The sequence below is a fragment of the Tenacibaculum crassostreae genome (assembly GCF_964512405.1).
Classification (GTDB): domain Bacteria; phylum Bacteroidota; class Bacteroidia; order Flavobacteriales; family Flavobacteriaceae; genus Polaribacter; species Polaribacter crassostreae.
In genome coordinates, this window is the sequence record NZ_CAZELE010000003.1 from 433,145 (window position 1) to 457,151 (window position 24,007).

A 24,007-nucleotide genomic window follows, 5' to 3' on the forward strand; every position below is an offset into this window, starting at 1 on the left:
AATAGATAAAATCCCCTTTTAAAATATATTTTTCAAATTGTTATAATCTATAAAATACACAACTCGAAGAGAAAATGTATGTTGGTTTGGTTCTTCAAAAAGATTGTCTAAGTTTTTAAAGAAACTCTGATTTGCATTGTCGTTAGAGCTAAAAATAGAATTTCTATAAAAAGCAATTAATTGACTTCCTGGGGCGAATTGCCATGCGTAATTTAAATCTAAATTCCAACTATTAAAGTTCATGTCATGCTCACCAGTATACGTTGTGCTTTCTAATGTTCCGTTATTTGTATTTAACTGAAAAAATTGATCGTACGGAACTTTACTCCAGTTGTGTCTAAATGTAAGAGATAAAGAAGATGTTGGGCTAAACGTGTATTTTCCTGTTAAAGAATTGTTGTAAGAAGTCCAATCGCGTTGACCGAAATAAAAATCTGTGTCGTCGTCTTCTTTACTAACTTGACCAAATTGGTTTTCAGATTTACTATAATTTAAACCGTAAATTAATGAGAATTGATTGTTAAAACGATATCTTGGTCTAATACCAAATCCATAACTCATTTGGTCTATTTCCTCTACTGTTTGCCTGTTAAAAGTGTACCAAAAATCATAGTCAATCGCGAATTTTTTACGGTAGTCACTAGAAGCCCAGTGGTTAATGTTTAATCTCTCAGGTCTTTTAAAATAAACACCTCCTAATGAACCTTTGTAATGTCTTGGTTCAAAGAAGTCTTTTCTTTCAGTACTATAATTTAAGTTACCACCAAAGCTAAAACGGTTTTTAGTATTTGCCCAAAATGACAATCCAGAGTTAGCACCAGTATATACACCTGAATGATGTAAAAAATTAATGTTATAATACCAATTGATACCGTAATTGTTGAAAATTCCTTTAGGTTTTAATAAACGATATCCTGTAAATCCGTAAATGCCCTGTTCGTTATTACTAAATAAGATACCCATATCATTTGGATTAAAGTCTTTATTTTCAAATTGATATCCAATTTCCCAACGCCAAGCACCAGCGTGTTTACCAATACTGGTGTCAAAAGCATAACCTGTATTTGGTTCAGAAGGATCATCACTGATGTTTGTCATTTTTACAGACCCATCAATGTTATAGGTACTTTTCTTATCTTCAAGATGCCATAACAATCCTGTGGCATTAGCATCTCTAAAATCTCCAAATCTAGTTACGTTAGTGTTGATTAAAGAAACCGATGAGTTTTGGTTGAACTGCTGGTCTAACACCATTATATTATAGTTAGAAAGTGGATTGGTAGTTTCTTTTCTAACTTGTTTTGTAGTATTATTTTGAATTGTAGCTTCTGTTTTATCAGTAATAGCGTTAAAAAAACCTATACCTAGTCCGTTTTTGGTTCTTCCAGATATCTTTACGGCATTCAACATTTTAACCTTGTCATCGTTTTCAATTAAGGTTTCATTATCTTCATCTACGTTTGCAGATTTAATAGGAGAAGCTCCAATTCTTCTAGAATAAAATAAACGCCCTTTGGTAAAAAGCTCTGTTCCTTCGGTAAAAAATTGACGTTGCTCAGTAAATTGTTGTTCGAAAGGTCCAAGATTAAGAGTAACATTATCAAAGCCAACTTGTCCAAAATCAGGTATTAATGTAGCGTCTAACGTAAAATTTTCAGTAATACCATATTTTACATCCATACCAAAATTGTATTGTAAATCTTTGAATCCAACGAGAATACTATTTGAAGAAACTGTACCATTATCAGAGGTAATAGATGCATACGGATAAAAAGATAATCTTGTTGGTGGTTTAATATCTTTAAGATTCTCAACTAAACCATCATACTGCGTCCAAGCACCTTGTTGGTTATCGATATGATTCCATGTATAACGAGAATTTAAATTTCTAATTTCTCTATGAAAATTCATACCCCAAGACTGAATTGGTTTGTTAGCGAAGCGTAATGCTCGGTACGGAATTTTCATTTCAACACTCCAGCCATTATCAGTTATTTTATGAGCACTTTCCCAAACTGCACTCCAGTTGTAATCTTCATTAAATTTATTAGAAACTTTCGAGTCAATTTGAGTTCCAGCAGCAGTAACGATAAACATTACTGGGTTTTGTCCGTCATCAATAGGATTCATCATCACCATAAAAAAATCTGAATTCCCGAAATTGTCTCTGTTGGTAAATTCAGCTGGAATTTTAGATGGTTCAGGGTCATACATCATTGCTGATATATACACCGCTTCATCATCATATACTAATTTAACTTCTGTTTTGTGCGTATCAACTTCTGGTTTTCCATTATCAGGGCGCATCATTACAAAGTTGTTTGCAACAGGTACGTTTGCCCAAGTATCATCTACTAATTCACCATCAATACGAGGCGGAGAATCTGTTCGGGTTGCTTCTAGTTTTTTTCTGTTTTGGTTAATTTCTTGAGCAGTAGTTACTTGTGAAATAAAAAATAAAGTAATAGCGAGTGTTAAAATCCTCCTCATAGTTGATGAAATAGTATAGGTATTGGTATTGCTAAAGTATTTATGATTTGGTACACTAAATCATAAATTCGTGTTAATTACTATAAAGACATGTTAAAAAAAATACTGTGACAAAATAAATGTTAAAGAAATGTGAATGTTAAATAAGTTTAACCTATTAAGATTTATGGTAAATTAACCTGCAAATTATAAGGTATTATAAATTGAATTTGTATTTTTGTTCGACTTTTAAAATTCATATCGAATGAACTTACACGAATATCAAGGTAAAGAAATATTAAGTAGTTTTGGTGTTAGAATACAACGAGGAATTGTTGCAACTACACCAGAAGGAGCTGTTGAAGCAGCTAAACAATTAACTGAAGAAACAGGAACTGGTTGGCATGTAATTAAAGCTCAAATTCACGCAGGTGGTCGTGGAAAAGGAGGAGGAGTTAAGTTAGCTAAAAACTTAGACGAGGTAAAATCTATTGCTAATGATATTTTAGGAATGATGTTAATCACGCCTCAAACTTCTGCAGAAGGAAAATTAGTAAATCAGGTGTTAATTGCTGAGGATGTATATTATCCTGGTGATAGCGAGCCGAATGAATTTTATATGTCGGTTTTATTAAATCGTGCAACTGGTAGAAATATGATTATGTATTCTACTGAAGGAGGTATGGATATCGAAGCAGTTGCCGAAGAAACACCACACTTAATTTTTACAGAAGAAATTGATCCTGCTTTAGGATTAATGCCTTTTCAAGCGCGTAAAATTGCTTTTAACTTAGGTTTAAGTGGTGCTGCGTTTAAAGAAATGACAAAATTCGTTACTGCATTATATACTGCTTACGTAAAGTCAGACTCTGCGTTATTTGAAATTAACCCAGTATTAAAAACGTCTGATGATAAAATTATGGCGGTTGATGCTAAAGTAACTTTAGATGATAACGCTTTATTCCGTCACCCAGATTATGCTGCAATGCGTGATGAGCGTGAGGAGAACCCAATTGAAGTAGAGGCGAAAGCTGCTGGATTAAACTATGTAGATTTAGATGGTAATGTTGGATGCATGGTAAACGGAGCTGGTTTAGCAATGGGAACTATGGATTTAATTAAGCAAGCTGGTGGAGATCCTGCAAACTTCTTAGATGTAGGGGGTACTGCAGATGCACAACGTGTTGAAACTGCTTTTGGAATCATTTTAAAAGACCCGAACGTAAAAGCAATTTTAGTAAACATTTTTGGAGGAATCGTTCGTTGTGATCGTGTTGCTCAAGGTGTTGTAGATGCTTACAAAAACATGGGAGACAAAATTAATGTGCCTATTATTTGTCGTTTACAAGGAACCAATGCTAAAGAAGCAAAAGAATTAATTGACAACAGCGGAATGGAAATTATCTCAGCTACTGAGTTCCAAGAAGCTGCTGATAAAGTACAAGAAGTTTTAAACGCTTAAAACTTTTTAATTGCAGGGCGATAGCCAAAAATTAATTCTTAGTAATATATTAATAAACCTCACTGTTATAGTGAGGTTTTTTTGTGGGTATTATTTTTAATATGTTTCGCTATCGGTTAAGAATCAAACTAAGTTTATGCAATCTTCGTCCCATTTTTAACAGTACGTTCGGTAGTTAATAAGGTTACTTCTTTATCATCATCTAAACCACCTAACACTAGGCATTCACTCATTATATTGGCGATTTGCTTTTTAGGAAAGTTTACTACCGCTACCACTTGTTTGCCAATTAAATCTTCAGGTTGGTATAGTTTGGTAATTTGCGCAGATGTTTTTTTAATTCCGTAGTCGCCAAAATCTACCTGCATTTTATAAGCAGGATTTTTTACTTCTTTAAAAATTTCCGCAGAAATAATAGTGCCAATACGCATTTCTACTTTGGTGAAATCGTTCCAAGTAAGTGTGTTCTCTTCCATATATTTATAACCCTACAAGTGGAGGTCTTATTTTTTTTATTTGTTGCTTAACAACCGTTTTGCTGCTGTAAACGGAGTTGTTTTTCCGCTTTCTAATTTCGCAATTTCTTGCTGTAGTAATTCTTTAATTTTAGGATTGTTGTAAAAATTACTTTTTAACTGCTGATTAATGGTTTCTAACAACCAATAGTTGTTTTGTTCGTTTCTCTTTTGTTGAAAATACCCTGAGTCTTTAACTAAACTCATATATTCATCAATCATGGTATAAATAGCGTCAATTCTTTGGTGATGGAGTGCACTTGCTAATACAACCTTTGGTTGCCAACCACTATTTTTAGGCGGATATAAATGCAACGCTCTGTTAAATTCTACTTTGGCAATTTTTGCGTTTTTTTCGTTGCCGCTATCTGCTTTATTAATCACGATAGCATCAGCCATTTCAATAATTCCGCGTTTTATTCCTTGCAATTCATCACCAGCACCAGCCAACTTCAATAATAAAAAGAAATCGGTCATAGAATGTACTGCAGTTTCAGACTGACCAACGCCCACAGTTTCAATAATAATGGTATCAAAACCTGCAGCTTCACATAAAATTATACTCTCACGTGTTTTTTGAGCAACACCACCTAAAGAAGTACCAGAAGGAGAAGGGCGGATAAAGGCATTTTTATCAGTTACCAACTCTTCCATACGAGTTTTATCACCTAAAATACTTCCTTTATTTACCGAACTACTCGGATCTACTGCTAAAACAGCTACTTTTTTACCCAAGGCAGTTAAATGCTTTCCAAAAGATTCGATAAACGTACTTTTTCCCACCCCAGGAACACCTGTAATTCCAATTCTGATAGATTTATTTGCATGTGGTAAACATGCTTCTAAAATTTCATTGGCTTGTTCTTGGTGTTTTGGGTTGGTGCTTTCAACCAAAGTAATCGCTCTACTTAAAAAAGGAATGTTTCCAGCTAAAATTTGCCTTACAAATTCTTCAGTAGAGGTGTTTTTTCTTCTGTTTTGTTTTATTTTTTCTGCGGATGCTTTGCTGGTGGTTTCAGGTTGAGAAACTCCGTCTTTTTCGGTAAGTGCAGATTTGTTTTTATCGGTCATTGTATAGCTAAAACAGAATAATAATGTAAATTTAGAAATAAAAATGCAGGAAAATGCAACGGAGTATAAAAAGACTCGTCTTTAGGGTAAGAAATCAATAATGAAATCAACCAAACAGCTACATCAACCGGTTATAGATGCCTGTAAAAATAATGATGCAAAAGCGCAAATGCAATTGTATGATTTGTATTGCGATGCTATGTATACAGTGGCTTTGCGATATGTAAAAGATTCGTTTGCTGCCGAAGATGTGATGCAAGAAGCCTTTATTAAAGCGTTTAAAAGTATTGATTCGTATAAAGAAGAAGTAACCTTTGGTGCTTGGTTAAAAAGAATCGTAATCAATCAAAGTATTGATTGTTTAAAAAAGAAAAAACTAGAGCTGGTTGCAATTAATGAAGAAACTAGCACTTTAGTAGAAGAAGATGAGAATTGGAGTGTAGCATCAACCATATCGTACCAAGATATTGTAAACTGCATTCAGCAATTAAAAGAAAAGTACAGAATAGTGTTAACACTGTTTTTGTTAGAAGGATACGATCACGGAGAAATTTCACAAATATTAGGAATCTCAGAAGTGAGTTCGAGAACACATTTATTACGCGGAAAAAAACAAGTACAAGAGCAATTAAAAGCAGTACATCATGTCTAAAGATTTAAGAGAAATACTAAAAAATAATATTGAAAACTCATCGGAGTTATCAACAAATCACAGACAGCGTTTTCAACAAAAATTACAAGATGAGTTGCATGCAAAACCACAAACAAAAAAATCGTATCAATGGTTGTTTGTTGCAGCGTCTTTACTATTGTTGGTGAGTGTGGGGATAAAATTTTATCCGACAACTACTATAGAACCAACGATTAAAGAAGTTCCTATAGAATTGAGAAACCAAATTAGTTTAGGAACCATTTCACCAGAGTTAAAAACGGTGGAAGATTACTATGTAAACACTATAAATTATGAATTAAGTCAGTTAGAATTAACCAACGATAATAAAGAACTTTTTGACGGTTATTTAACCAAGATAGGTGAATTAACTAAAGAATATAAATCGTTAACTCAAGAGCTCAATACAAAAGGAATTAACGACGATACTATCAATGCATTGATTGGAAACCTGCAACTGCGTTTACAGCTGTTAAAACGTATGCAAAAACAATTACAAGAATTTAAAAATCCAACTCAAAATGACATTCAAACAATTTAAAATCAGTATTTTTTTACTGTTAGTAACTACTGTCGTATCAGCACAGAAATACGACAAGAAAATAAGCGAAAATTTTAACACCAATAAAGATGTAGAGGTGAAAATTAATGCCTCAAATGCAGAAATTGATGTAACTACCTGGAATAAAAATGAAGTTTCGATAGAAGCAATTATTGAAGTAGAAGGGCTTGATAAAAAAGAAGCTCAAAAATATTTAGATAACTGGAAGTTTGAAGCTTTAGGTAACAAAAGTAAAGTTCAAATAAACGCAAACAGAAGTAGTTTTCACTCTTTAGGAAATGACAACATTGTGTTCTTTAACTCATCGGAAAACAATTTTCCAAAAGTATTTCAATACAATAGTGATGATGCTGTGATTGTTGTTCCTGAGATGCCAGAAATTCCTGAGATACCTGAACTTCCTGAAATTGTAATACCTGAAATTAATTTTGAAGAAATTGTTACAGGTTTAGAAAACATAGAATTTGATTTTGATAAGTATGCGAAAGATGGTGGTGATTATTTTTTCCACTGGAAAGATGGTGTAAATGACATCACAATCAAATCAAAAAAAGAATGGGAAGAATTCAAGAAAACAGATAAGTATAAAGAATTCAAAAAACATCAAGAAGAGCGCAAAAAAGAAATTCAAGAAGAATTAAAAAGAGTTAGAGTTGAAAGAATCAATCAGAAAGAATTAAGAAAAGAAATGGCTAAAGCCAGAGCTGAGATTAGAAAAATTAACAGAGAAGAAATTAAAAGAGAGTTAGCCAATGCAAGAAAAGAAATGGCTAAGGCTAGAAAAGAAATGCAAAAAAATCGTGTTCGCTATTCTTTTGCTACCGATAGTAACAACTTTACAGTAAATGGTAAAAAAGTAAAGGTAACTAAGAAGATTATCGTAAAAGTTCCTAAAAATGCTACGTTCGATTTAAATACGCGTCACTGTAAAGTTACGTTGCCTAAAACAAAAGCTTCTGGAAAAGTAAGTTACGGTACATTTAAGGCAGATGCGATAGATGGCGGTAAACTAACCGTATCGTATTCACCAGTAAACATAAATTCATTAAACGCTTGTACGTTGTTTTTAAATAATGTAACCGATGCTCAATTAGCATCGGTTACTAACGCATCGGTAAACTCTAATTCATCGGGTGTAGTGGTGAGTAATGTTTATAACGATGTTGAAGTAAAAAACGAATTTGGAAACTTAACCATTGAAAAAGTTCATCCTAATTACAATACTTTAAAAGTGTTTTTAAATTACTCTGATGCAGGTATAAATTCCTCAGAAATAAAGAATAAATTAAATTTTGATGCTGATGGAAATATGGTTACTTCTAAGAATGGAGATATTAAATTTAATGGAGATTTTATCATTTTATCAAAAGATAGTAAGATAGAAATTGACGGAAAATACAGTCAATTAACTTTAAAAAAACAATAAAGTTTATTGAAATAAAATTACTTTTTCTTCTTAAAAATTACTGCAAAATTCCATTTCTATATTCTTTATAAAGTGCCTATCTTAGCGTTTGTAAATAGTCACTTTTACTATGGAATTATACAAAGAAAATCAACTTAAAATATATAACTCTTTAACCAAATCTAAAGAGCTTTTTAAACCAGTAACCGAAGGACGCGTAGGAATGTATGTGTGTGGTCCTACGGTATATAGCAACGCCCATTTAGGAAATGTAAGAACGTTTATGTTTTTTGATGTGGTGTATCGTTATTTATTACACTTGGGGTATAAAGTACGTTATGTACGTAATATTACCGATGCTGGTCACTTAGAAAATGATGCAGATGAAGGTGAAGATAGAATTGCAAAAAAAGCACGTTTAGAAGAAATTGAACCAATGGAAGTGGTTCAGCGTTACACGGTTGATTTTCACAATGTATTAAATAATTACAATTTTTTACCGCCAAGTATCGAGCCTACTGCAACAGGTCATATTGTTGAGCAAATTGAAATGATTAAAGAAATCATGGAGAAAGGTTTCGCTTATGAAGTAAACGGTTCGGTGTATTTTGATGTGTTAAAATATAACGAAACGGGTAACTACGGAATTCTTTCTGGTAGAAAAATAGAAGATGCTATTCATAATACCAGAGCGTTAGACGGACAATCAGATAAGAGAAATCCGCAAGATTTTGCACTTTGGAAAAAAGCTGACGAGCGCCATATTATGCGTTGGCCTTCACCTTGGAGTGATGGTTTCCCAGGTTGGCACTTAGAGTGTTCTGTAATGAGTACAAAGTACTTAGGAGAACAGTTTGATATTCACGGTGGAGGAATGGATTTAAAATTTCCGCACCACGAGTGTGAAATCGCACAATCGCAAACTTGTAGCGGAATTACGCCTGTTAATTATTGGATGCACACCAATATGTTGTTGTTGAACAGTCAAAAAATGGCTAAATCAACAGGGAACTACATTCTTCCAAATGAAATTTTAACAGGAGAAAATGACATTTTAGGAAAAGCATTTTCGGCAAGCGTGGTTCGTTTTTTCAATATGCAAGCGAATTACCGAAGCATTTTAGATTTTTCAGGAGAAGCATTAATAGCTGCCGAAAAAGGACATACTAAATTGATGGAAGCTGTTAGTTTCTTAGATAAAATTGAAGCTGGTTCAACGTCTACTTTTGATGTTCAAAAATGGAAACAAGACTGCTACGATGCGATGAACGATGATTTTAACACGCCAATTTTAATTTCTCATTTATTTGAAGCTGTTAAGGTTATCAATCAAATAAAAGAAGCTAAAGCTAGTTTAACTTCAAAAGATTTAACAGTGTTCAAAAACACTGTAAACGCGTTTGTTTTTGATGTGTTAGGATTGATGAATGAAAGATCAGAAGGTAATAATTCCGATAAATTAAGTGGAGTAGTGGAGATGTTAATCAACATGAGAAAAGAAGCTCGCGAAAATAAAAATTGGGCATTGTCTGATGAAATTCGTGATAGATTATTAGCCCTAGGTATTCAATTAAAAGACGGTAGAGAAGGAACAACGTTTACAGTAAGTTAATTGAAGAAGATTTTAGCATACCCGTTTATCTTGTTGGTTCGATTTTATCAAACTGCAATTTCACCGTTTACACCCGCAACCTGTAGGTACTCGCCAACATGTTCAAGCTACACTCTTGAAGCTTTGCAAAAACACGGATTGTTTTACGGAGGTTGGCTAGCGTTGAAAAGAATTTTTAGTTGCCATCCTTGGGGAGGAAGTGGGTATGATCCTGTTCCAGAGAAAAAAGAAAATAAATAATCGTCATTAGTGAGAAAAATGAGGTGAGCTTTTTTAAAGATTGTTTCCTTACATTCGCAATGACAGTTTAAAATAATAATAGATGAATTTTTTATCCATAGTTTGGGATTGGAACCCAGAAATAATGAACATCGGAGGTTTTGGTATTCGTTGGTACAGTTTAATGTTTGTAGCAGCGTTTGTATTAGGACTTCGATTAATGAAGAAAATTTACATTACAGATAATATTTCAGTTGAAAAACTAGATCCTTTATTTATGTACGTATTCGTTTCTATGTTAATAGGAATGCGTTTAGGTGATGTTTTCTTTTATAGTTGGGATTATTACCAAAATCATTTATTAGAAATTATTTTACCAATTAAAAAGCAAGAAGGAGCCTCTGCTTTATTTGGCTTATTAGATGGATGGAAGTTTACTGGATTTACTGGTTTTGCAAGTCATGGAGCTGCAATTGCAATTCCTATTGCAATGTACTTTTATGCTAAAAAACATTTACAAAAACCTTGGTTGTTTATTTTAGATAGATTAGGAATTATGGTTGCCTTAGCAGGGTTTTTTATCCGTTTTGGAAACTTTTTCAATTCTGAAATTTATGGAAAACCAACAGGAAGTAGTTTTGGAGTAATCTTTAAAAGAGCAGGAGAGACAGTACCACGTCATCCAACTCAACTGTACGAAGCATTTAGTTATTTAGTGTTATTTTTTGCGTTGTGGTATTTCTACTGGAAAACAGACAAAAAGAACCAAACAGGTTTCTTATTCGGTTTGTTTATGGTTGTGTTATGGTCGTTACGATTTGTAATCGAGTTTTTAAAAGAAGCACAAGTTGAAGGACGAGAAGATTGGGTGTTTAATACCTTAAATACAGGTCAAGTATTAAGTATTCCGTTGGTATTAATCGGTTTTTGGTTGATGTTTAGAAAGCCGAAAGCAACAGTATAAAATCAATAAAAAAGCTGTTTGAAAAGTTATAAACTAACGTCATTACGAGAAATTTTAATTTCGAAGTAATCTCACATATAGCAACTTGCTATTTTAAAGATTCCTTCACTTCATTCGGAATGACGACTTTTATAACAGTCTCTTTTTTGTTTTACTGACGAAGAATTTTCTCCATTTTTCGCCCTTTAGCCAATTCATCTACAAGTTTATCTAAATAACGCACTTGTTTTGTTAACGGAGTTTCAATTTCTTCAATTCTGTAACCGCAAATAACACCTTTTATTAAATGAGCGTTCGAGTTAAGGTTAGCTTCTTTAAAAAAGGTTTCAAAAGTTACTTTTTGATTAATTAATTCACCTAGTTTTTTAGAACCAAAACAGGTTAACCACTCTATAACTTCATGTAGTTCTTCTTTTGTTCTGCCTTTCTTTTCAACTTTTGTAACATAATGCGGATATACAGAAGCAAATGTCATAGTTGCTATTCGTTGATCTTGTTTAGGTGTGGTTTTCATTAGTTCAATTTTCTAAAAAAAGTTGTAGAAATAGTTTCGGTGTTACCAACATTATCAGAAACAATAAGTTTAAAAAGGTGCTTACTCCCTTGTAATTCTAAATCGTTAAAATCATAGGTAAGAATTCCTTTTTTATGGTTGTATTCCATTAAAATCCATTTACCATCAATAGAAGCACGATAATTTTTTATACCACTTTCGGTGTCTCTAATTTTAACCTTTAGGGTTTTGTTTTTAGAAATCCATTGATTGTTATTGAAGTTGTATAGTTGAATTGTCGGTTTTTTACTATCAAAACGTAAAGAATAGGTTCCTAAAAGCTTTGTTGTTGTATATACTTTGTCGATTTTCTTTTTGGTAGAAGTGTATCTTGGATATTTTGAATTGGTAACATTAGCAATATATACATGCTGCTTTTGCTCTTCAGTTAAAAAAGAGGTTTCAAAAGTAAGTGTATACCTTTTGTCTAACGGAATTGTTGGATTATGGATTATTGCATTTCCGTTTTTAACTTTAAAATCAATAAAACAATCTTCGTAAAATGTGTTTTTTGGAAAGGCTATTGTAATATTTTTTTGCGTGTATTTGTTAAAGTTAGCTGCTATTATTTTGTAATTAGTAGTGTCTTTTTCTTTAAATACTAAGTTGCTTTCAACTCCTTGTACAGGAATTCTAATTTTAGAAGTGTTATGATTGAAGTCTTTGGCTATAATTTCAATATTATAATTAGCTCCGTTTTCTATTTGTACTTTACCATTGTTAATTAAATCTTTGTACAGGCTAAGTTTGTTAGCATCTACTTTATGTGTTTTCTGAAGTCTGTTTCTAAACTTTTTATAATGTTTATAATCAATTAAAAGGTTAATGTATTTACTTTCTGCAAATGAAAAAGTTTCAACATCGTGATAGTATACACGCTTTCCATTTACTTGCATTTCTAAGCTATAAATTCCGTTTTTATTTAAAGCTCCATTTAAACGATCAAAAACACTAACTCCGAAACCAATGGTTCCGCTAGCGGTAATTTTTTCAGCAACATAATTACCATTTCCTGTATTTTTAAAAGAGATCACGGAATTTATAGACGAATTATTTACACGAGCATCATCAGTTATTGGATACACCATTAATTTTTGAATTGTTGGCGACTTGGTGTCCTCGGCAATTAAACCAAAATGCATAGGGTTTATAATATGCTCGGTTTTTGTATCTCTAATTTCGTAGTGTAAATGTGGTCCTCCCGAACCACCAGTATCACCCGAATAAGCAACAAGTTGTCCTTTTTTTACAGGAAACTTATCTGGTGTAGGAAAAAGGTTACCAGTATTGTAATTTTCTTTTTTATACTGTATATCTTTTACATATTGCTGAATTGTAGGTTCAAACCTTTTTAAGTGTCCATAAACAGTTGTATATCCGTTTGGGTGATTTATATATAAAGCTTTACCAAAACCGTATTGTTGAACTTTTATACGAGAAACATAACCATCAGCAGGAGCGTAAATAGGAACTCCTTCTTTTCCTTGCGTTTTTATGTCTACTCCAGAATGAAAGTGATTACTGCGTAATTCACCAAAAGTACCTGCTAAAACCACAGGAATTCTCATTGGATTAGAAAAATAATTTTTAGGATACTGTTTTTGGGCTGTAACAGCAGATGTAATAATTAGTAAAAAAAGTGAAAAATAAAGCTTCAAAATACCATAGTTTTCAAACAAAAATACTAAAATTATGCCAACCTATTAAAGGCTTAAAAAACAGTTAGTTGGTAAAAAATAGTAAAAGAGTTGTTAATTATCAGTTATATTAATAACTTTGTGAATATAGTTTTATTCTCAAAAATAAATGAGTAACCCTTTAGAAGCAATTCATTTACTGGAAGATACCCTAAAAAAGTTACTTTCAAATTATGAATTTTTGAAAGAAGAAAATCAGGTTTTACTTCAAAACAATGCGGAGTTACAGGTTTTATTACAACAAAAAGAGAAAGAGCTCGAAAATCAGCAAAAAGAATATAATTTGCTAAAGGTAGCCAAAACTATAGAAGGCAGTAACGAGAATACAAGAGAAACAAAACTCAAAATAAACGCTTTAGTTAGAGAGATTGATAAATGCATCACCCTCTTAAACTCATAAAAAGAAGTTCTTTACATGGCTAAAATAAAAGTTAATGTTGTAATTGCTGGAAGAACCTACCCGTTAAGTGTAAGTAGTACCGATGAAGAAGAAGGGATGCGTAAAGCAGCAAAAAATATTAACGAATTAATAGCCAAGTTTGAACAAAATTATGCGGTAGCAGATAAACAAGATGTATTAGCAATGTGTGCATTGCAATTTGCATCAAAAGCTGAAATAGTATCGTTAAAAAATACTAAAGAAAATACCGAAGTGTTGCAAAAAATAAATGAATTGGCTAACTTGCTAGAAAATCATTTATAACACGTTCTTTAAAATATAATATTTAAACATACTGCCTACATTAGTACATCGTTTGTTAAACTCAACGTTATTCAATTATAAAGGATGAGTCGTGGTTAGTAAAGCATGCCGATTTTACCTCGGATCCTTGAGCAACCAGTTAATCCTAAACTTGTTTTTTGGAGTTTATGATAACCCTATTAATGTAGGCTTTTTTTATACAATCAACTTAAAATTATGGAGGGAATATTATTTCCTGTTTTAGCAGGAATTATAGGTATAGCAATAGGTTTTCTTATTGCTAAGATGTTAGAGAAATCTAATGCAAATAAATTAATACAAGAAACTAAAAAAGAAGCTAGTAGTATTATTAAAGAAGCTAAAGTAGAAGCTGAAGCAATTAAAAAAGATAAAATATTACAAGCAAAAGAAAAGTTTATAGAGCTTAAATCAGAACACGAAAAGGTAATTTTATCGAGAGAGAAAAAGGTTTCTGATGTAGAAAAAAGAATTAGAGATAAAGAAAGTCAAGTATCATCTGAATTAGATAAAACAAAAAAGCTTAATAAGCAATTAGAAACTAAAGAAGCTGATTTTGATTATAAACTAGAGTTTTTAGAGAAGAAAGAGTCTGAAATTGAAAAAATGCACAAGCGTCATGTAGATATGCTTGAGCAAATTTCTGGTTTATCGGCAGATGAAGCTAAAACCGAATTAGTGGCGTCATTAAAAGATGAAGCTAAAGCAGATGCAATGTCGTTTATTCAAGATACAGTAGAAGAAGCTAAAATGACGGCGCAACAAGAAGCTCGTAAAGTTGTGTTAAACACAATTCAAAGAGTAGGAGTAGAGCAAGCTGTTGAAAATTGTGTCTCGGTATTTAACTTAGAATCTGACGATGTTAAAGGTAGAATTATTGGTCGTGAAGGACGTAATATTCGTGCTTTAGAAGCTGCTACAGGCGTTGAAATTATTGTTGATGATACTCCTGAAGCTATTATTTTATCTTGTTTCGACCCTATTCGTAGAGAAATTGCTCGTTTATCGATGCATAAATTGGTTACAGACGGAAGAATTCACCCAGCACGAATTGAAGAGGTTGTTAAAAAGACTGAAAAGCAAATCACTCAAGAAATTATTGAGGTTGGTAAACGTACAGTTATCGATTTGGGAATTCACGGTTTACATCCTGAATTAATCAAAACGGTTGGACGTATGAAGTACCGTTCTTCTTACGGTCAAAACTTATTACAACACTCGCGTGAAGTAGCAAATTTATGTGGTATTATGGCTGCAGAAATGGGTTTAAACGCAAAAGCAGCTAAACGTGCAGGTTTATTACACGATATAGGTAAAGTTCCTGAAACAGAAAGTGAATTACCTCACGCATTGCTAGGTATGCAATGGGCAGAAAAATACGGAGAAAAACCAGATGTATGTAATGCTATTGGTGCTCACCACGATGAAATTGAAATGAAGACTTTAATAGCACCAATTGTTCAGGTGTGTGATGCAATTTCAGGAGCAAGACCAGGAGCTCGTCGTCAAGTATTAGATTCGTACATTCAACGTTTAAAAGATTTAGAAGATATAGCTTTTGGATTTACAGGTGTACAAAAAGCATATGCTATTCAAGCAGGACGTGAGTTAAGAGTTATGGTAGAAAGTGCTAAAGTAAATGATACCAAAGCTGCTGAATTATCATTCAATATTTCTCAAAAAATTCAGAATGATATGACGTATCCAGGTCAAGTTAAAGTTACTGTTATCCGTGAAACGAGAGCAGTTAACGTTGCCAAGTAAACATATTTAATGTTATCAAATAAAAAATCCCTCATCATTTTGATGAGGGATTTTCTTTTTAATTATTTCTTCTAGATCTTCCTACTTGTTCAGGCTTACCTTTTTTGTAGTATTTCTTTTTGTAAGCTTTGTTTTTACGTCTTTTAATAACTTTACTTTTCTTACCTATTTTAGCATTTGGTAAAGCTCTGTAGTAAAAGAAATCGTTATCTTCTCTATATTGACGATAGTTTCTTCCAAAATCTTTTCTGTAGAAATAAACATCATCATAATCAAAAATATCACCAATGTTTATGTCAATATCAATTCCGCAGCTATCATCTTCATAATAGTAATCATCATAATGACGGTTTCCTGGTTTTACAAAGCCTCTGTAGATAGGATTTCCCCATCTGTCGTATTTAATACGTAAGTTTCCTACTTTAAATAAATTACCGAATTTGTATTTCATAAACACACTACCAATTCGTGTAACATTTCCTCTTACATCGTAGTTAATGTAAACGTTTCCAATACTTCTAATTCTACCTCTACGGTCACGATTTATTCGTACGCCATAATCTGAGAATCTATCGTAATGCGTGTTAAAATCGAAATCTCCATTTAAAAATACATGGAATTGAATTCCTCTTTCAACAAAGGTAACAGCGTCGTTGTAACGACTAGTAACCCCAATTTTGCTAGTTGATTTTTCAATGTTATCGGCACTTACTGTGGTTAACGACATCATTGCTAATAATAATAGTATCCCTGTTCTCATAATTGCTAATTTTAGGGTTATGCTTACTCTATATGCTTTTCAGCTTCCGCGTTTGTAGTCTAATTTTCAAAGAGCGTGCCAAAAAAATAATGTTTAAGATTTTGAAAATATTTTTTGCAGAAAATTGAAGGGGTACTGTATTGATATTTAGTTGGTTATGTTTGTGTTGAAAAATAATTTATTTCCAGCGTAAAAAGTTCTATATTTATACGACATACTTGAAAACTTATATAAACGAATGGTAGAAGCTATTGAGAAAAATTTACAGCGAGGAATTAAATTATTAGAAGCAATTAGCGACGAACAGTATAGCGATACAACTATTCCCCCTTATTATTCGAGCATAGGAGCTAATATGCGACATATCTTAGATGTTTTTGCTTGTGTTTTTAATGGATTGGATAGAAAATGTGTTGATTTTTCTGATAGAGAGCGAAATCTATTAGCAGAAGAACAAACCAAATTTGGTATTGATTATTTTAACAAGGTTATTGATCAATTGCATTGTTTATCTACACAAGATTTTGATACAATTATAGCGGTTACTGATGATTTAGGTACGGGCAAAGTAACTACAAATTATACGCTAGGTAGTGCATTGATACAAGCGCACAGTCATGCAATACATCATTTTGCAAGTATCGGTTTTATTATTAATCAATTAGGAATAGAGTTGCCTGATGCTGATTTTGGATACAACCCAACAACACCTAAAAAAGAGTTAGCAGAATAGTTATCGGGTAATATATACCCAACCTTTTTTAAGTTTTTGGTATGTGTTAGGCTCGTCAGCTAACTCAAGGTAATAGAAATAAGTAGCAGAGGGTAATTTTTCTTGTTTGTTAAATATTGCTCTACCGTTAGAAGTTCCATCCCAATCGTTTCTATAATCTTCTGTAGTATAGACAATATTTCCCCATCGATTGTAAATAGTTAGTTTGTTATGAGCAAATTCGTTTACTTCATCAAAGATTAAAACATCGTTTAAGTTATCTCCGTTTGGAGAAATTAAGATGTTGTTGTTATTGCCAGAATCAACTTCATCACTTAATAAAGAACCAATAGTGATTACTTCATAATTGTTAGGGACAAATGCAGCTGAAGTAATGGTTCCTTCAGACAAATTACCAGTAACTTCTAAAACATCTAAATTAACCCATTGGTTATCAATTTTACTCCAACCTACCACTATAAGTTGTGAGATGTTATTCGCTAAAGTAGTAATATCACTGCGTGAATTCCATGTTAATGTAACTCGAGTTTCATTATTGCCATCTAAATCCCAAAACTCTAAATTACTTATATTTTCAATAATAGCTTGCTTTTGATCGGTTAAAAAGCTAGCGGTGAAAGTAGAAGGAGTATTCGGATCTTCATAGAAATAAGCGCCATTAAATAAGTAGAATTTATTAGCATTTGGGACACTCATTGGGCGAAGCATAGTGCCATCACCGATTGGAAAAGTAAAATTACTATTTCTAGTTCCAAATTTTATAGATGCATATCCGTTTACATGACGATCGTTATCTTCACCAGCGTATATATCATGATTTATAAAGTCTAAACTAATACTGGTGTTGTTTCTTGGTGTGATCACTTGTCCGTTAATAAAATCTAACTGATTACGAACCCCTAATGAATTTTGTAATTCTAAATTTTGGAGTGCATCTATCTCTACATTGAAAAAGGCAATTCTATTAGTTCCAGAAATGATGCGTGTTTCATTATCAGCATAAAAACCAGCAAAACCAACATAGTTATCAAGAACTCCATCATTAATAACATCGGTATGGAAACCTATTTGAGCACCAGTGTGTAACTGTACATTTCCAGTATTGTAAAAAGCATTTTGAGCAATACTAATAGTACTGCTTATAACAAAAATAAATGATATGTATTTTTTATACTTCATTATTTTTTTACTCTATAGGTTATACGGCGATTGGTAATTACTGTTTTGTTACAAGAAATAATTTCTACTGATACTGAGTTTGTATTTGATATAGAACCACTAGTAGCGGTAACTTCATATATATAAATTCCAGTTGTTGTTGGTGTATCTGTAGGGTTTTCTCCAGAAAGCATATATACTGCTCCAACAGGAGGTGTTACTGTCCAGCTAAAAGTTGTTGAGGCATCATGTTCTGTACCTCCAGGGTTTGCAAATAAGTTTAGTGTTTGATTTATACAAGGAGGAGCAGTATAGGTTGGAGACACAGTTAAATTACCACCGGAGTTATTTACTTGATCAAACGTTTCATTACCACTAGATCCACCACCTCCACCATTACATGTAGCGTATTCAGATGAACCTATTTTAATAGTTTTTGAAGCACTGCAACTAGCATATTGAGTATAAAGACCATGATCAGTTCCTAGAACTAGACCATCAGGATTAGGACTTTCTACAATAAAATTTGTTCCTGCTGGAAGAGAGAATGTTTTGTTGGCACTAAAAAATAACAGCCCATCATATGCAATAGTAAAATTTGTAGTATTTAAAAATGACGTATTAGTTATAGTTAAAGTTTCAATTACAGCAGTACCTGTTTCATCTCCAATAGTTACTGAATTTATTGCTCCAGCTATATTTGAACCCAATGAAATATTTGTTCCATTAGCAATAACAACATCATTAGCAGTTACTACTCCGTCACCAGGATAATTAGTATTAGCCGGAGGAGATACCCACGTTGATCCATTAAAATATTCCCAACTAGCTGGGTTAGTCCAAAGACCATCATTTACTGATCTAAAATCACCTAAAGATTGAGAAAAAATACTTGTAAGAGAAAATACAAAAAAGAAAAAAAAATATGTTTTTAAAAACCTCATAAGCTTTCTTTTTTGAATATTACTTTACAACAAATACTACATTAATAATAGTGTTGTCATCGGTAGGTATAGCGTCAACGCTATATGTCATTAATCCACTACTATCAATACTATTAATGGTTAATATACTAGTATCATAATCTGTAACATAGTAATATAATTCATTAGCAGCATAAGTAGGTATTGAAGCAGGTGCTTCATTAGCTCCACCAATATCAGATCTAATTAATGGCCCGTTGAATTGACTAAAATAAGAACTGTATAAATTAATAGTTCTACCTGTACCTGTTGAAGAAGCATCTATAGCGATTGATGGAGGATAGAATACTCTAGCGGCTTTGGTTGGTGCTATCATATTCCATTCAGTGCCATCATAAATATAATATACTTTTTCACCTGTAGTAGGTTTGTATATAAAAGTATCGTTTTCAATAGCTGTGTAACCAGCAGGAAAAGTAAACGTTGCTGGTGTGCTTTCAGAAGCACTTGTTGATGTGTTTACAGTGTTGCTTTTAATGTTTTGAATAGTTCCTTTATTATCAATAACCCTAACTTCTTGAGCATTGGTACTTATAGAAAAAAGTACCAATGCTAAAGTTAGTATAAATAATTTTATATGTTTAATGTTTTTATACATTAAAGTATTTATAATACTATTTAATCCAATGTACTTCAATAAGATCATCGTTATATAAAGTCCAATCATTAGGACTAGCTTCTGCACTTCTATTAGTTAAAGTTAATTGAGATAAAGTAGCTCCATCTGTTATTGTATAATCAAACCCAGCTCTTAATTTTGCTCCATTTCTATATACACTCACTTTTCCAGCGTTTAAACCTAAAGGTGTACCTGGTATATCTGTAGCAGTAGCAATAAGAATTCTACCTGCAGCTGCTGTAGTTTCTTCACCTAAAAATTCTTCTTGACCTCCTTGTACTTCTAGTAAGTCTGATAATTGCATTTTTTTTACAGCTCCTGTAGCTTCATCTCTAAGTAATACTGTATAACCAGTAGCACCTAATCCATCATCATGAGCACCACGATCCTGTGAGTTTGTAGAGGCAACAGCTGTACCGTCTAATAATTCAAGACCGTTTAAAGCGAACTCAGTCCCGGTCCCAGCTGTAATATAAGTATTTTCAACCAAAGTACCACCTAATTGCCAAGTTGTAGTAGTTCTGTTACCAGAATCAGTTGATGTGATTGTAGTGATACCATTGTTAGATTGTATGTACTTTATCGTACCCTTATTATCTATTAATCTAATAGAAGGTCCAGCTGAATTAGCTTGCGTTGTGTTAGCTGTACCAGAATTTGCTGGTGTTGTTTGTGCATTTACAGTTCCAATGGAAAATAAACCAACAGCAAAGAGTGCTAATTTAAATTTGTTTGTAATTGTTTTCATAATTTGATAATTAATTGTTTTTAAAATTTGAAAATTGAGGATTATTAATAAAGTTGAACTATTCTTATTTCATCACCTGCATAGCATGTAGCTGCAGATTCTATCTCTATGGTGGTAGGATTAATTATGGTAAAATCAATACGTACACCATTTCTATATACATTTATTTTGTCGGTTGTATATAATGTTAAGCCACTAAAAGTAACTTGGTTGTCTGTTGCAATAATTTCAGTAACTTCTTCTCTTAACAAGTTAGAAGCTGAGGTTCTTTTTAAAACACCAGTGGTTCTATCTACTGTTACAATATCATCAGTAGCTGTGTCTCCATTTTGTAAACCTGTTATTGCTAATGTGTTTGTAATATCTGTACTAATTATTGTTGGCTGAATTAAAGCACCACCAAGTTGTATGGTATTACCAGCATTAATTAACAAACCATTGTTGGCAGTTGGAGTAGTGTTTGAGTTTACCCATGTAGTACCATCATACGCATAGATATTTCCTGTTGAACTATCTACATATACATCACCTGAAGTAGGGTTAGGGGCAGTAGTTGACGTAGGTGCGCCATTACCTCTTCTAGGGTTATTGTCTATAGAAATCCAACTAGTGCCATCCCAAATATAGGTAGCGTTGTTTTGTGTGTCGTTAATCCAGAAATCACCTAAATTATTTATGGTTGGTGCTGTTGCTGATGTGGTTACATTTATACCTGCACCGGTATTACATAAACTTCTCCAAACATTACCATCATACATAAAAACACAGTTTTGATCTGTGTTAAATGCTAAAGCACCACGAAGTGGTTGAACAGTATTCATCTGAGCATTAGTCATTCTACTAATAACTAAAACCTTATCAGAGCTTTCTAATTCTAAAATTGAACTTGTATGTATAGACGAAGGATTATCCCCAACTTTTACCTGAGTAAAGGAAATAGTAGTGAAAGAAAGTAAGAAAAGTAGTAATAGTAGTTTTCTTTTCATTCAGAGGGGGACTAAGTTCGTTTTGGTTTCTTTAGATATAAATATCTAGTTGCTAATATATAAAAAAAAATAATACAGCCTAGATTTATACTACTGGCTTAGTTTTTTTATTCGTTTAGTGTATTTTTTTAATAAAACTATTTCGTTTAAAAAGCTTAATGAGTTTTTATACGGCGTATTAAATACAGTATGGTTTTCTGTTGCTATATTATATAATGATTTCCAGTGAGTTCTTATAGCTTTCAAAGCTTCTAAATACGTGTAATTTTCTGCATCGTAAATGTGGGTAGGTTCAGCAATTATTCCGTTTATTTCTAATACTTTAAAATCACTTCCGTTTTCTAATTCTTCAAAGGTATTATACTTTATATCCACTCTTCCGTAGTACCAACCAGGAATATCTTTACTTAATTTATCAAAAGTGTTGATTAACTTATTGCTGATTAGGTGATTACCATTTATAAATTGAGTTCCTTTTGAATGATTTCCAATGGCTGTAAGTTTTATTGTTTCTTCATTCTTCGGAATTGAATTCATTTTTTCTTTATGAATTTCACTAAATAAATCAATATACAAACTGGCTCTTTCATCTTTTAAAATCAATTCTTTAAGAGTTGATTTTCCGTCACCTACAACAGATAAAAACCGTTTTAAGGTTAGAGAGGAAATTTTACCAGTATTACTATTCGGATTTCTGTGATAAAAAACACCACATTCATTCTCATAATCTAAAAACTCTTGAATGATAATATCGATAGGGTATCTTTCTAAATAATTTTTCAACTCATTTTTAGAAGCTATTTTTTTTACCAACAAGCCTCTAAAACCAATATCAGGTTTTGCAATTAATGGGAAACTGATTTGCTGTTCTTGAATTTTAGATAGCACCTCGTTAAAATCGTCATTAGGTTTTACTAAAACCGATTTTGGTCGATGTTTTTCAGGAACCAATAAAATAGTTTCATATTTACTTTCTGTTCCGTTTCCTGAGCTTTTTATACATGGATTTGCAGCGCTAAAAAAAGCTAAATGTTTAGCTCGTAGTGCTAAATAAAAAGCATATGGTATATTCGGAACATAAAACATCGCTGAGGGCCAATGCTCCCAGTTTGTGATTTTTTGTATGGTATTATTTTTTTTCAAAAAGGAAATCTAATAAAGTTTTAAACGTTTTAAAACCGAAATATACAGTAAAAAGTACGAGTATAACTCCTATAGCTAACAGCCCATAAGCGAAAAAAACTTTAGGAGCTTCTTTAAATATTCTTAAAGCTTTAAAAGCAACACTTAAAACTAGAGGAGAAGCGATTAATAATCCTAAGAATATTAAGAGTTTTTTTACTCCTTTTTCAAAAGTTACAGGTTTAGTCATTTTTATAGTTTTTAATGGCTTCACGAACACTTCCGTACTTTTTTAATAATTTGGCAGCGGTATTTTGGTCGATGTTTAACTCGCTAACTAACATTTTTTCACCTCTATCTACCAATTTATTGTTAGATAGTTGCATATCAACCATTTTATTTCCTTTTACTTTACCTAATTGAATCATACTTACAGTTGATAGCATGTTAAGTACCAATTTTTGAGCAGTACCAGCTTTCATTCGTGAGCTACCTGTAACAAACTCTGGCCCTACAACAACTTCAATAGGAAATTGCGCTGTTAAAGCTAATGGACTTCCTTCATTACAAGTTATACAGCCAGTTATAATATTGTTTTGATTGCACTTTTCTAAAGCAGCAATAACATAAGGTGTAGTACCTGAAGCAGCGATACCAATTATAACATCTTTGGATGAGATGTTTTGCTCTTGTAAATCTTCCCAACCTTGTAAGGTCGAATCTTCCGCAAACTCAACAGCCTTTCTAATTGCTGAATCTCCGCCAGCAATAAGTCCAACAACCAATTCATGCGGAACACCAAAAGTAGGAGGGCACTCACTTGCATCAACAATACCTAAACGACCGCTAGTTCCTGCTCCCATATAAAATAATCGTCCACCTTCTTTTAGTTTTAAAACAATTTGTTGGGTAAGTTTTTCTATTTGAGGAAGTGCTTTTTCTACAGCTAAAGGAACTGTTTTGTCTTCGTTATTAATGTTAGATAACAACTCAGAAATACTCATTTTTTCTAAGTTATTGTATTTGGAATCTTGTTCGGTTGTTTTGGTAAACTTCATGTTTCAAATTTACTAATTTATAAGTTGTATAAAACGAGAATGTGACTATTATAAATTGTTTGTGTCTTAATTAATGTCAGAGCTGTTTATCAGGAGAGACTTATGATATTCAGGGAGGATATTGTTTAATAATTTGTTTGGTTTACTTATTTTAAA

At 32.5% G+C, this 24,007-nt stretch carries 25 protein-coding genes and 1 other RNA gene; 12 read left to right on the forward strand and 14 right to left on the reverse strand.

The features are described from left to right. Nucleotides 1-18: 18 nt before the first annotated feature. The gene (locus tag ACKTST_RS04310) at nucleotides 19-2,490 is read right to left on the reverse strand and encodes a DUF5916 domain-containing protein (RefSeq protein WP_408046501.1); all 2,472 of its coding nucleotides are present in this window, start codon (nucleotides 2,488-2,490) and stop codon (nucleotides 19-21) included. 244 nt (nucleotides 2,491-2,734) lie between these two features. Between ACKTST_RS04310 and sucC the strand changes: the two genes are divergently transcribed. After that, nucleotides 2,735-3,931 carry an ADP-forming succinate--CoA ligase subunit beta gene (gene sucC / locus ACKTST_RS04315; protein WP_408046502.1) on the forward strand — a complete coding sequence of 399 codons (1,197 nt, stop codon included), beginning with the start codon at nucleotides 2,735-2,737 and terminating at the stop codon, nucleotides 3,929-3,931. Between the two features lie 134 nt (nucleotides 3,932-4,065). Here the strand turns inward: sucC and ACKTST_RS04320 are convergent, their stop codons facing one another. Together ACKTST_RS04320 and meaB are read right to left on the reverse strand one after the other, a co-directional pair. Then, nucleotides 4,066-4,407: a tRNA-binding protein gene (locus ACKTST_RS04320; protein ID WP_408046503.1), complete on the reverse strand. Its 342-nt coding sequence runs from the start codon at nucleotides 4,405-4,407 to the stop codon at nucleotides 4,066-4,068. A 36-nt stretch (nucleotides 4,408-4,443) separates the two neighbouring features. After that, nucleotides 4,444-5,517 carry a methylmalonyl Co-A mutase-associated GTPase MeaB gene (meaB, locus tag ACKTST_RS04325; protein WP_408046504.1) on the reverse strand — a complete coding sequence of 358 codons (1,074 nt, stop codon included), beginning with the start codon at nucleotides 5,515-5,517 and terminating at the stop codon, nucleotides 4,444-4,446. A 100-nt stretch (nucleotides 5,518-5,617) separates the two neighbouring features. Here meaB and ACKTST_RS04330 point away from each other — a divergent pair, with 100 nt between their 5' ends. From ACKTST_RS04330 to lgt, 6 genes are all read left to right on the forward strand, one after another. After that, a complete protein-coding gene (locus ACKTST_RS04330) occupies nucleotides 5,618-6,169 on the forward strand; it encodes an RNA polymerase sigma factor (protein WP_408046505.1) in 552 nt (183 codons plus the stop codon). Further along, nucleotides 6,162-6,728, forward strand: coding sequence for a hypothetical protein (locus tag ACKTST_RS04335; RefSeq protein ID WP_408046506.1), 567 nt, complete (start codon nucleotides 6,162-6,164; stop codon nucleotides 6,726-6,728). Before ACKTST_RS04330 ends, ACKTST_RS04335 begins: the two co-directional genes overlap by 8 nt. Beyond that, complete coding sequence (locus ACKTST_RS04340; RefSeq protein ID WP_408046507.1) at nucleotides 6,709-8,175, forward strand: MAP7 domain-containing protein; 1,467 nt, start codon at nucleotides 6,709-6,711, stop codon at nucleotides 8,173-8,175. Before ACKTST_RS04335 ends, ACKTST_RS04340 begins: the two co-directional genes overlap by 20 nt. A 109-nt stretch (nucleotides 8,176-8,284) precedes the next feature. Next, entirely contained in the window at nucleotides 8,285-9,766 is a 1,482-nt protein-coding gene (gene cysS, locus ACKTST_RS04345) for a cysteine--tRNA ligase (protein ID WP_408046508.1), read from the forward strand. Next, complete coding sequence (yidD, locus tag ACKTST_RS04350) at nucleotides 9,767-10,006, forward strand: membrane protein insertion efficiency factor YidD (protein ID WP_408046509.1); 240 nt, start codon at nucleotides 9,767-9,769, stop codon at nucleotides 10,004-10,006. An 82-nt stretch (nucleotides 10,007-10,088) separates the two neighbouring features. Beyond that, entirely contained in the window at nucleotides 10,089-10,949 is an 861-nt protein-coding gene (gene lgt, locus ACKTST_RS04355; RefSeq protein WP_408046510.1) for a prolipoprotein diacylglyceryl transferase, read from the forward strand. Between the two features lie 151 nt (nucleotides 10,950-11,100). On the opposite strand, the gene ACKTST_RS04360 is transcribed toward lgt, so the two are convergent. Beyond that, a complete protein-coding gene (locus ACKTST_RS04360) occupies nucleotides 11,101-11,463 on the reverse strand; it encodes a DUF2200 domain-containing protein (RefSeq protein ID WP_408046511.1) in 363 nt (120 codons plus the stop codon). After that, nucleotides 11,463-13,160, reverse strand: coding sequence for a M23 family metallopeptidase (locus tag ACKTST_RS04365; protein WP_408046512.1), 1,698 nt, complete (start codon nucleotides 13,158-13,160; stop codon nucleotides 11,463-11,465). The genes ACKTST_RS04360 and ACKTST_RS04365 overlap by 1 nt, the downstream gene beginning before the upstream one ends. Nucleotides 13,161-13,308: 148 nt before the next feature. On the opposite strand from ACKTST_RS04365, the gene ACKTST_RS04370 reads away from it, so the two are divergent. From ACKTST_RS04370 to rny, 4 genes are all read left to right on the forward strand, one after another. Next, the gene (locus ACKTST_RS04370; RefSeq protein ID WP_408046513.1) at nucleotides 13,309-13,599 is read left to right on the forward strand and encodes a hypothetical protein; all 291 of its coding nucleotides are present in this window, start codon (nucleotides 13,309-13,311) and stop codon (nucleotides 13,597-13,599) included. A 15-nt stretch (nucleotides 13,600-13,614) separates the two neighbouring features. Continuing rightward, nucleotides 13,615-13,902 carry a cell division protein ZapA gene (locus ACKTST_RS04375; RefSeq protein WP_408046514.1) on the forward strand — a complete coding sequence of 96 codons (288 nt, stop codon included), beginning with the start codon at nucleotides 13,615-13,617 and terminating at the stop codon, nucleotides 13,900-13,902. A gap of 59 nt (nucleotides 13,903-13,961) precedes the next feature. Beyond that, nucleotides 13,962-14,069, forward strand: a non-coding RNA gene (gene ssrS, locus ACKTST_RS04380) — 6S RNA. A 49-nt stretch (nucleotides 14,070-14,118) separates the two neighbouring features. Beyond that, nucleotides 14,119-15,684: a ribonuclease Y gene (gene rny / locus ACKTST_RS04385; protein ID WP_408046515.1), complete on the forward strand. Its 1,566-nt coding sequence runs from the start codon at nucleotides 14,119-14,121 to the stop codon at nucleotides 15,682-15,684. A 58-nt stretch (nucleotides 15,685-15,742) separates the two neighbouring features. On the opposite strand, the gene ACKTST_RS04390 is transcribed toward rny, so the two are convergent. Then, nucleotides 15,743-16,444: a hypothetical protein gene (locus ACKTST_RS04390; protein WP_408046516.1), complete on the reverse strand. Its 702-nt coding sequence runs from the start codon at nucleotides 16,442-16,444 to the stop codon at nucleotides 15,743-15,745. A gap of 238 nt (nucleotides 16,445-16,682) precedes the next feature. Between ACKTST_RS04390 and ACKTST_RS04395 the strand changes: the two genes are divergently transcribed. Further along, the gene (locus tag ACKTST_RS04395) at nucleotides 16,683-17,177 is read left to right on the forward strand and encodes a DinB family protein (protein WP_408046517.1); all 495 of its coding nucleotides are present in this window, start codon (nucleotides 16,683-16,685) and stop codon (nucleotides 17,175-17,177) included. Here ACKTST_RS04395 and ACKTST_RS04400 read toward each other — a convergent pair whose 3' ends face one another. The 8 genes from ACKTST_RS04400 to murQ all read right to left on the reverse strand — a co-directional run bounded on the left by ACKTST_RS04400 (nucleotide 17,178) and on the right by murQ (nucleotide 23,851). Further along, nucleotides 17,178-18,356, reverse strand: a complete 1,179-nt coding sequence (locus ACKTST_RS04400; protein WP_408046518.1) for a gliding motility-associated C-terminal domain-containing protein — start codon at nucleotides 18,354-18,356, stop codon at nucleotides 17,178-17,180. Further along, a complete protein-coding gene (locus tag ACKTST_RS04405; protein WP_408046519.1) occupies nucleotides 18,356-19,279 on the reverse strand; it encodes a hypothetical protein in 924 nt (307 codons plus the stop codon). The genes ACKTST_RS04400 and ACKTST_RS04405 overlap by 1 nt, the downstream gene beginning before the upstream one ends. 19 nt (nucleotides 19,280-19,298) lie before the next feature. Further along, nucleotides 19,299-19,916: a hypothetical protein gene (locus ACKTST_RS04410; RefSeq protein WP_408046520.1), complete on the reverse strand. Its 618-nt coding sequence runs from the start codon at nucleotides 19,914-19,916 to the stop codon at nucleotides 19,299-19,301. A gap of 16 nt (nucleotides 19,917-19,932) precedes the next feature. Further along, nucleotides 19,933-20,685 (reverse strand): hypothetical protein, encoded by a 753-nt coding sequence (locus ACKTST_RS04415; RefSeq protein ID WP_408046521.1) that lies wholly within the window; start codon nucleotides 20,683-20,685, stop codon nucleotides 19,933-19,935. 44 nt (nucleotides 20,686-20,729) lie between these two features. Next, nucleotides 20,730-21,671: a hypothetical protein gene (locus ACKTST_RS04420; RefSeq protein ID WP_408046522.1), complete on the reverse strand. Its 942-nt coding sequence runs from the start codon at nucleotides 21,669-21,671 to the stop codon at nucleotides 20,730-20,732. 90 nt (nucleotides 21,672-21,761) lie between these two features. Continuing rightward, nucleotides 21,762-22,814, reverse strand: coding sequence for an ATP-grasp domain-containing protein (locus ACKTST_RS04425; protein ID WP_408046523.1), 1,053 nt, complete (start codon nucleotides 22,812-22,814; stop codon nucleotides 21,762-21,764). After that, nucleotides 22,801-23,043, reverse strand: a complete 243-nt coding sequence (locus tag ACKTST_RS04430) for a DUF6095 family protein (RefSeq protein ID WP_408046524.1) — start codon at nucleotides 23,041-23,043, stop codon at nucleotides 22,801-22,803. The genes ACKTST_RS04425 and ACKTST_RS04430 overlap by 14 nt, the downstream gene beginning before the upstream one ends. After that, nucleotides 23,036-23,851 (reverse strand): N-acetylmuramic acid 6-phosphate etherase, encoded by an 816-nt coding sequence (gene murQ, locus ACKTST_RS04435; protein WP_408046525.1) that lies wholly within the window; start codon nucleotides 23,849-23,851, stop codon nucleotides 23,036-23,038. Before murQ ends, ACKTST_RS04430 begins: the two co-directional genes overlap by 8 nt. Nucleotides 23,852-24,007 lie beyond the last annotated feature (156 nt).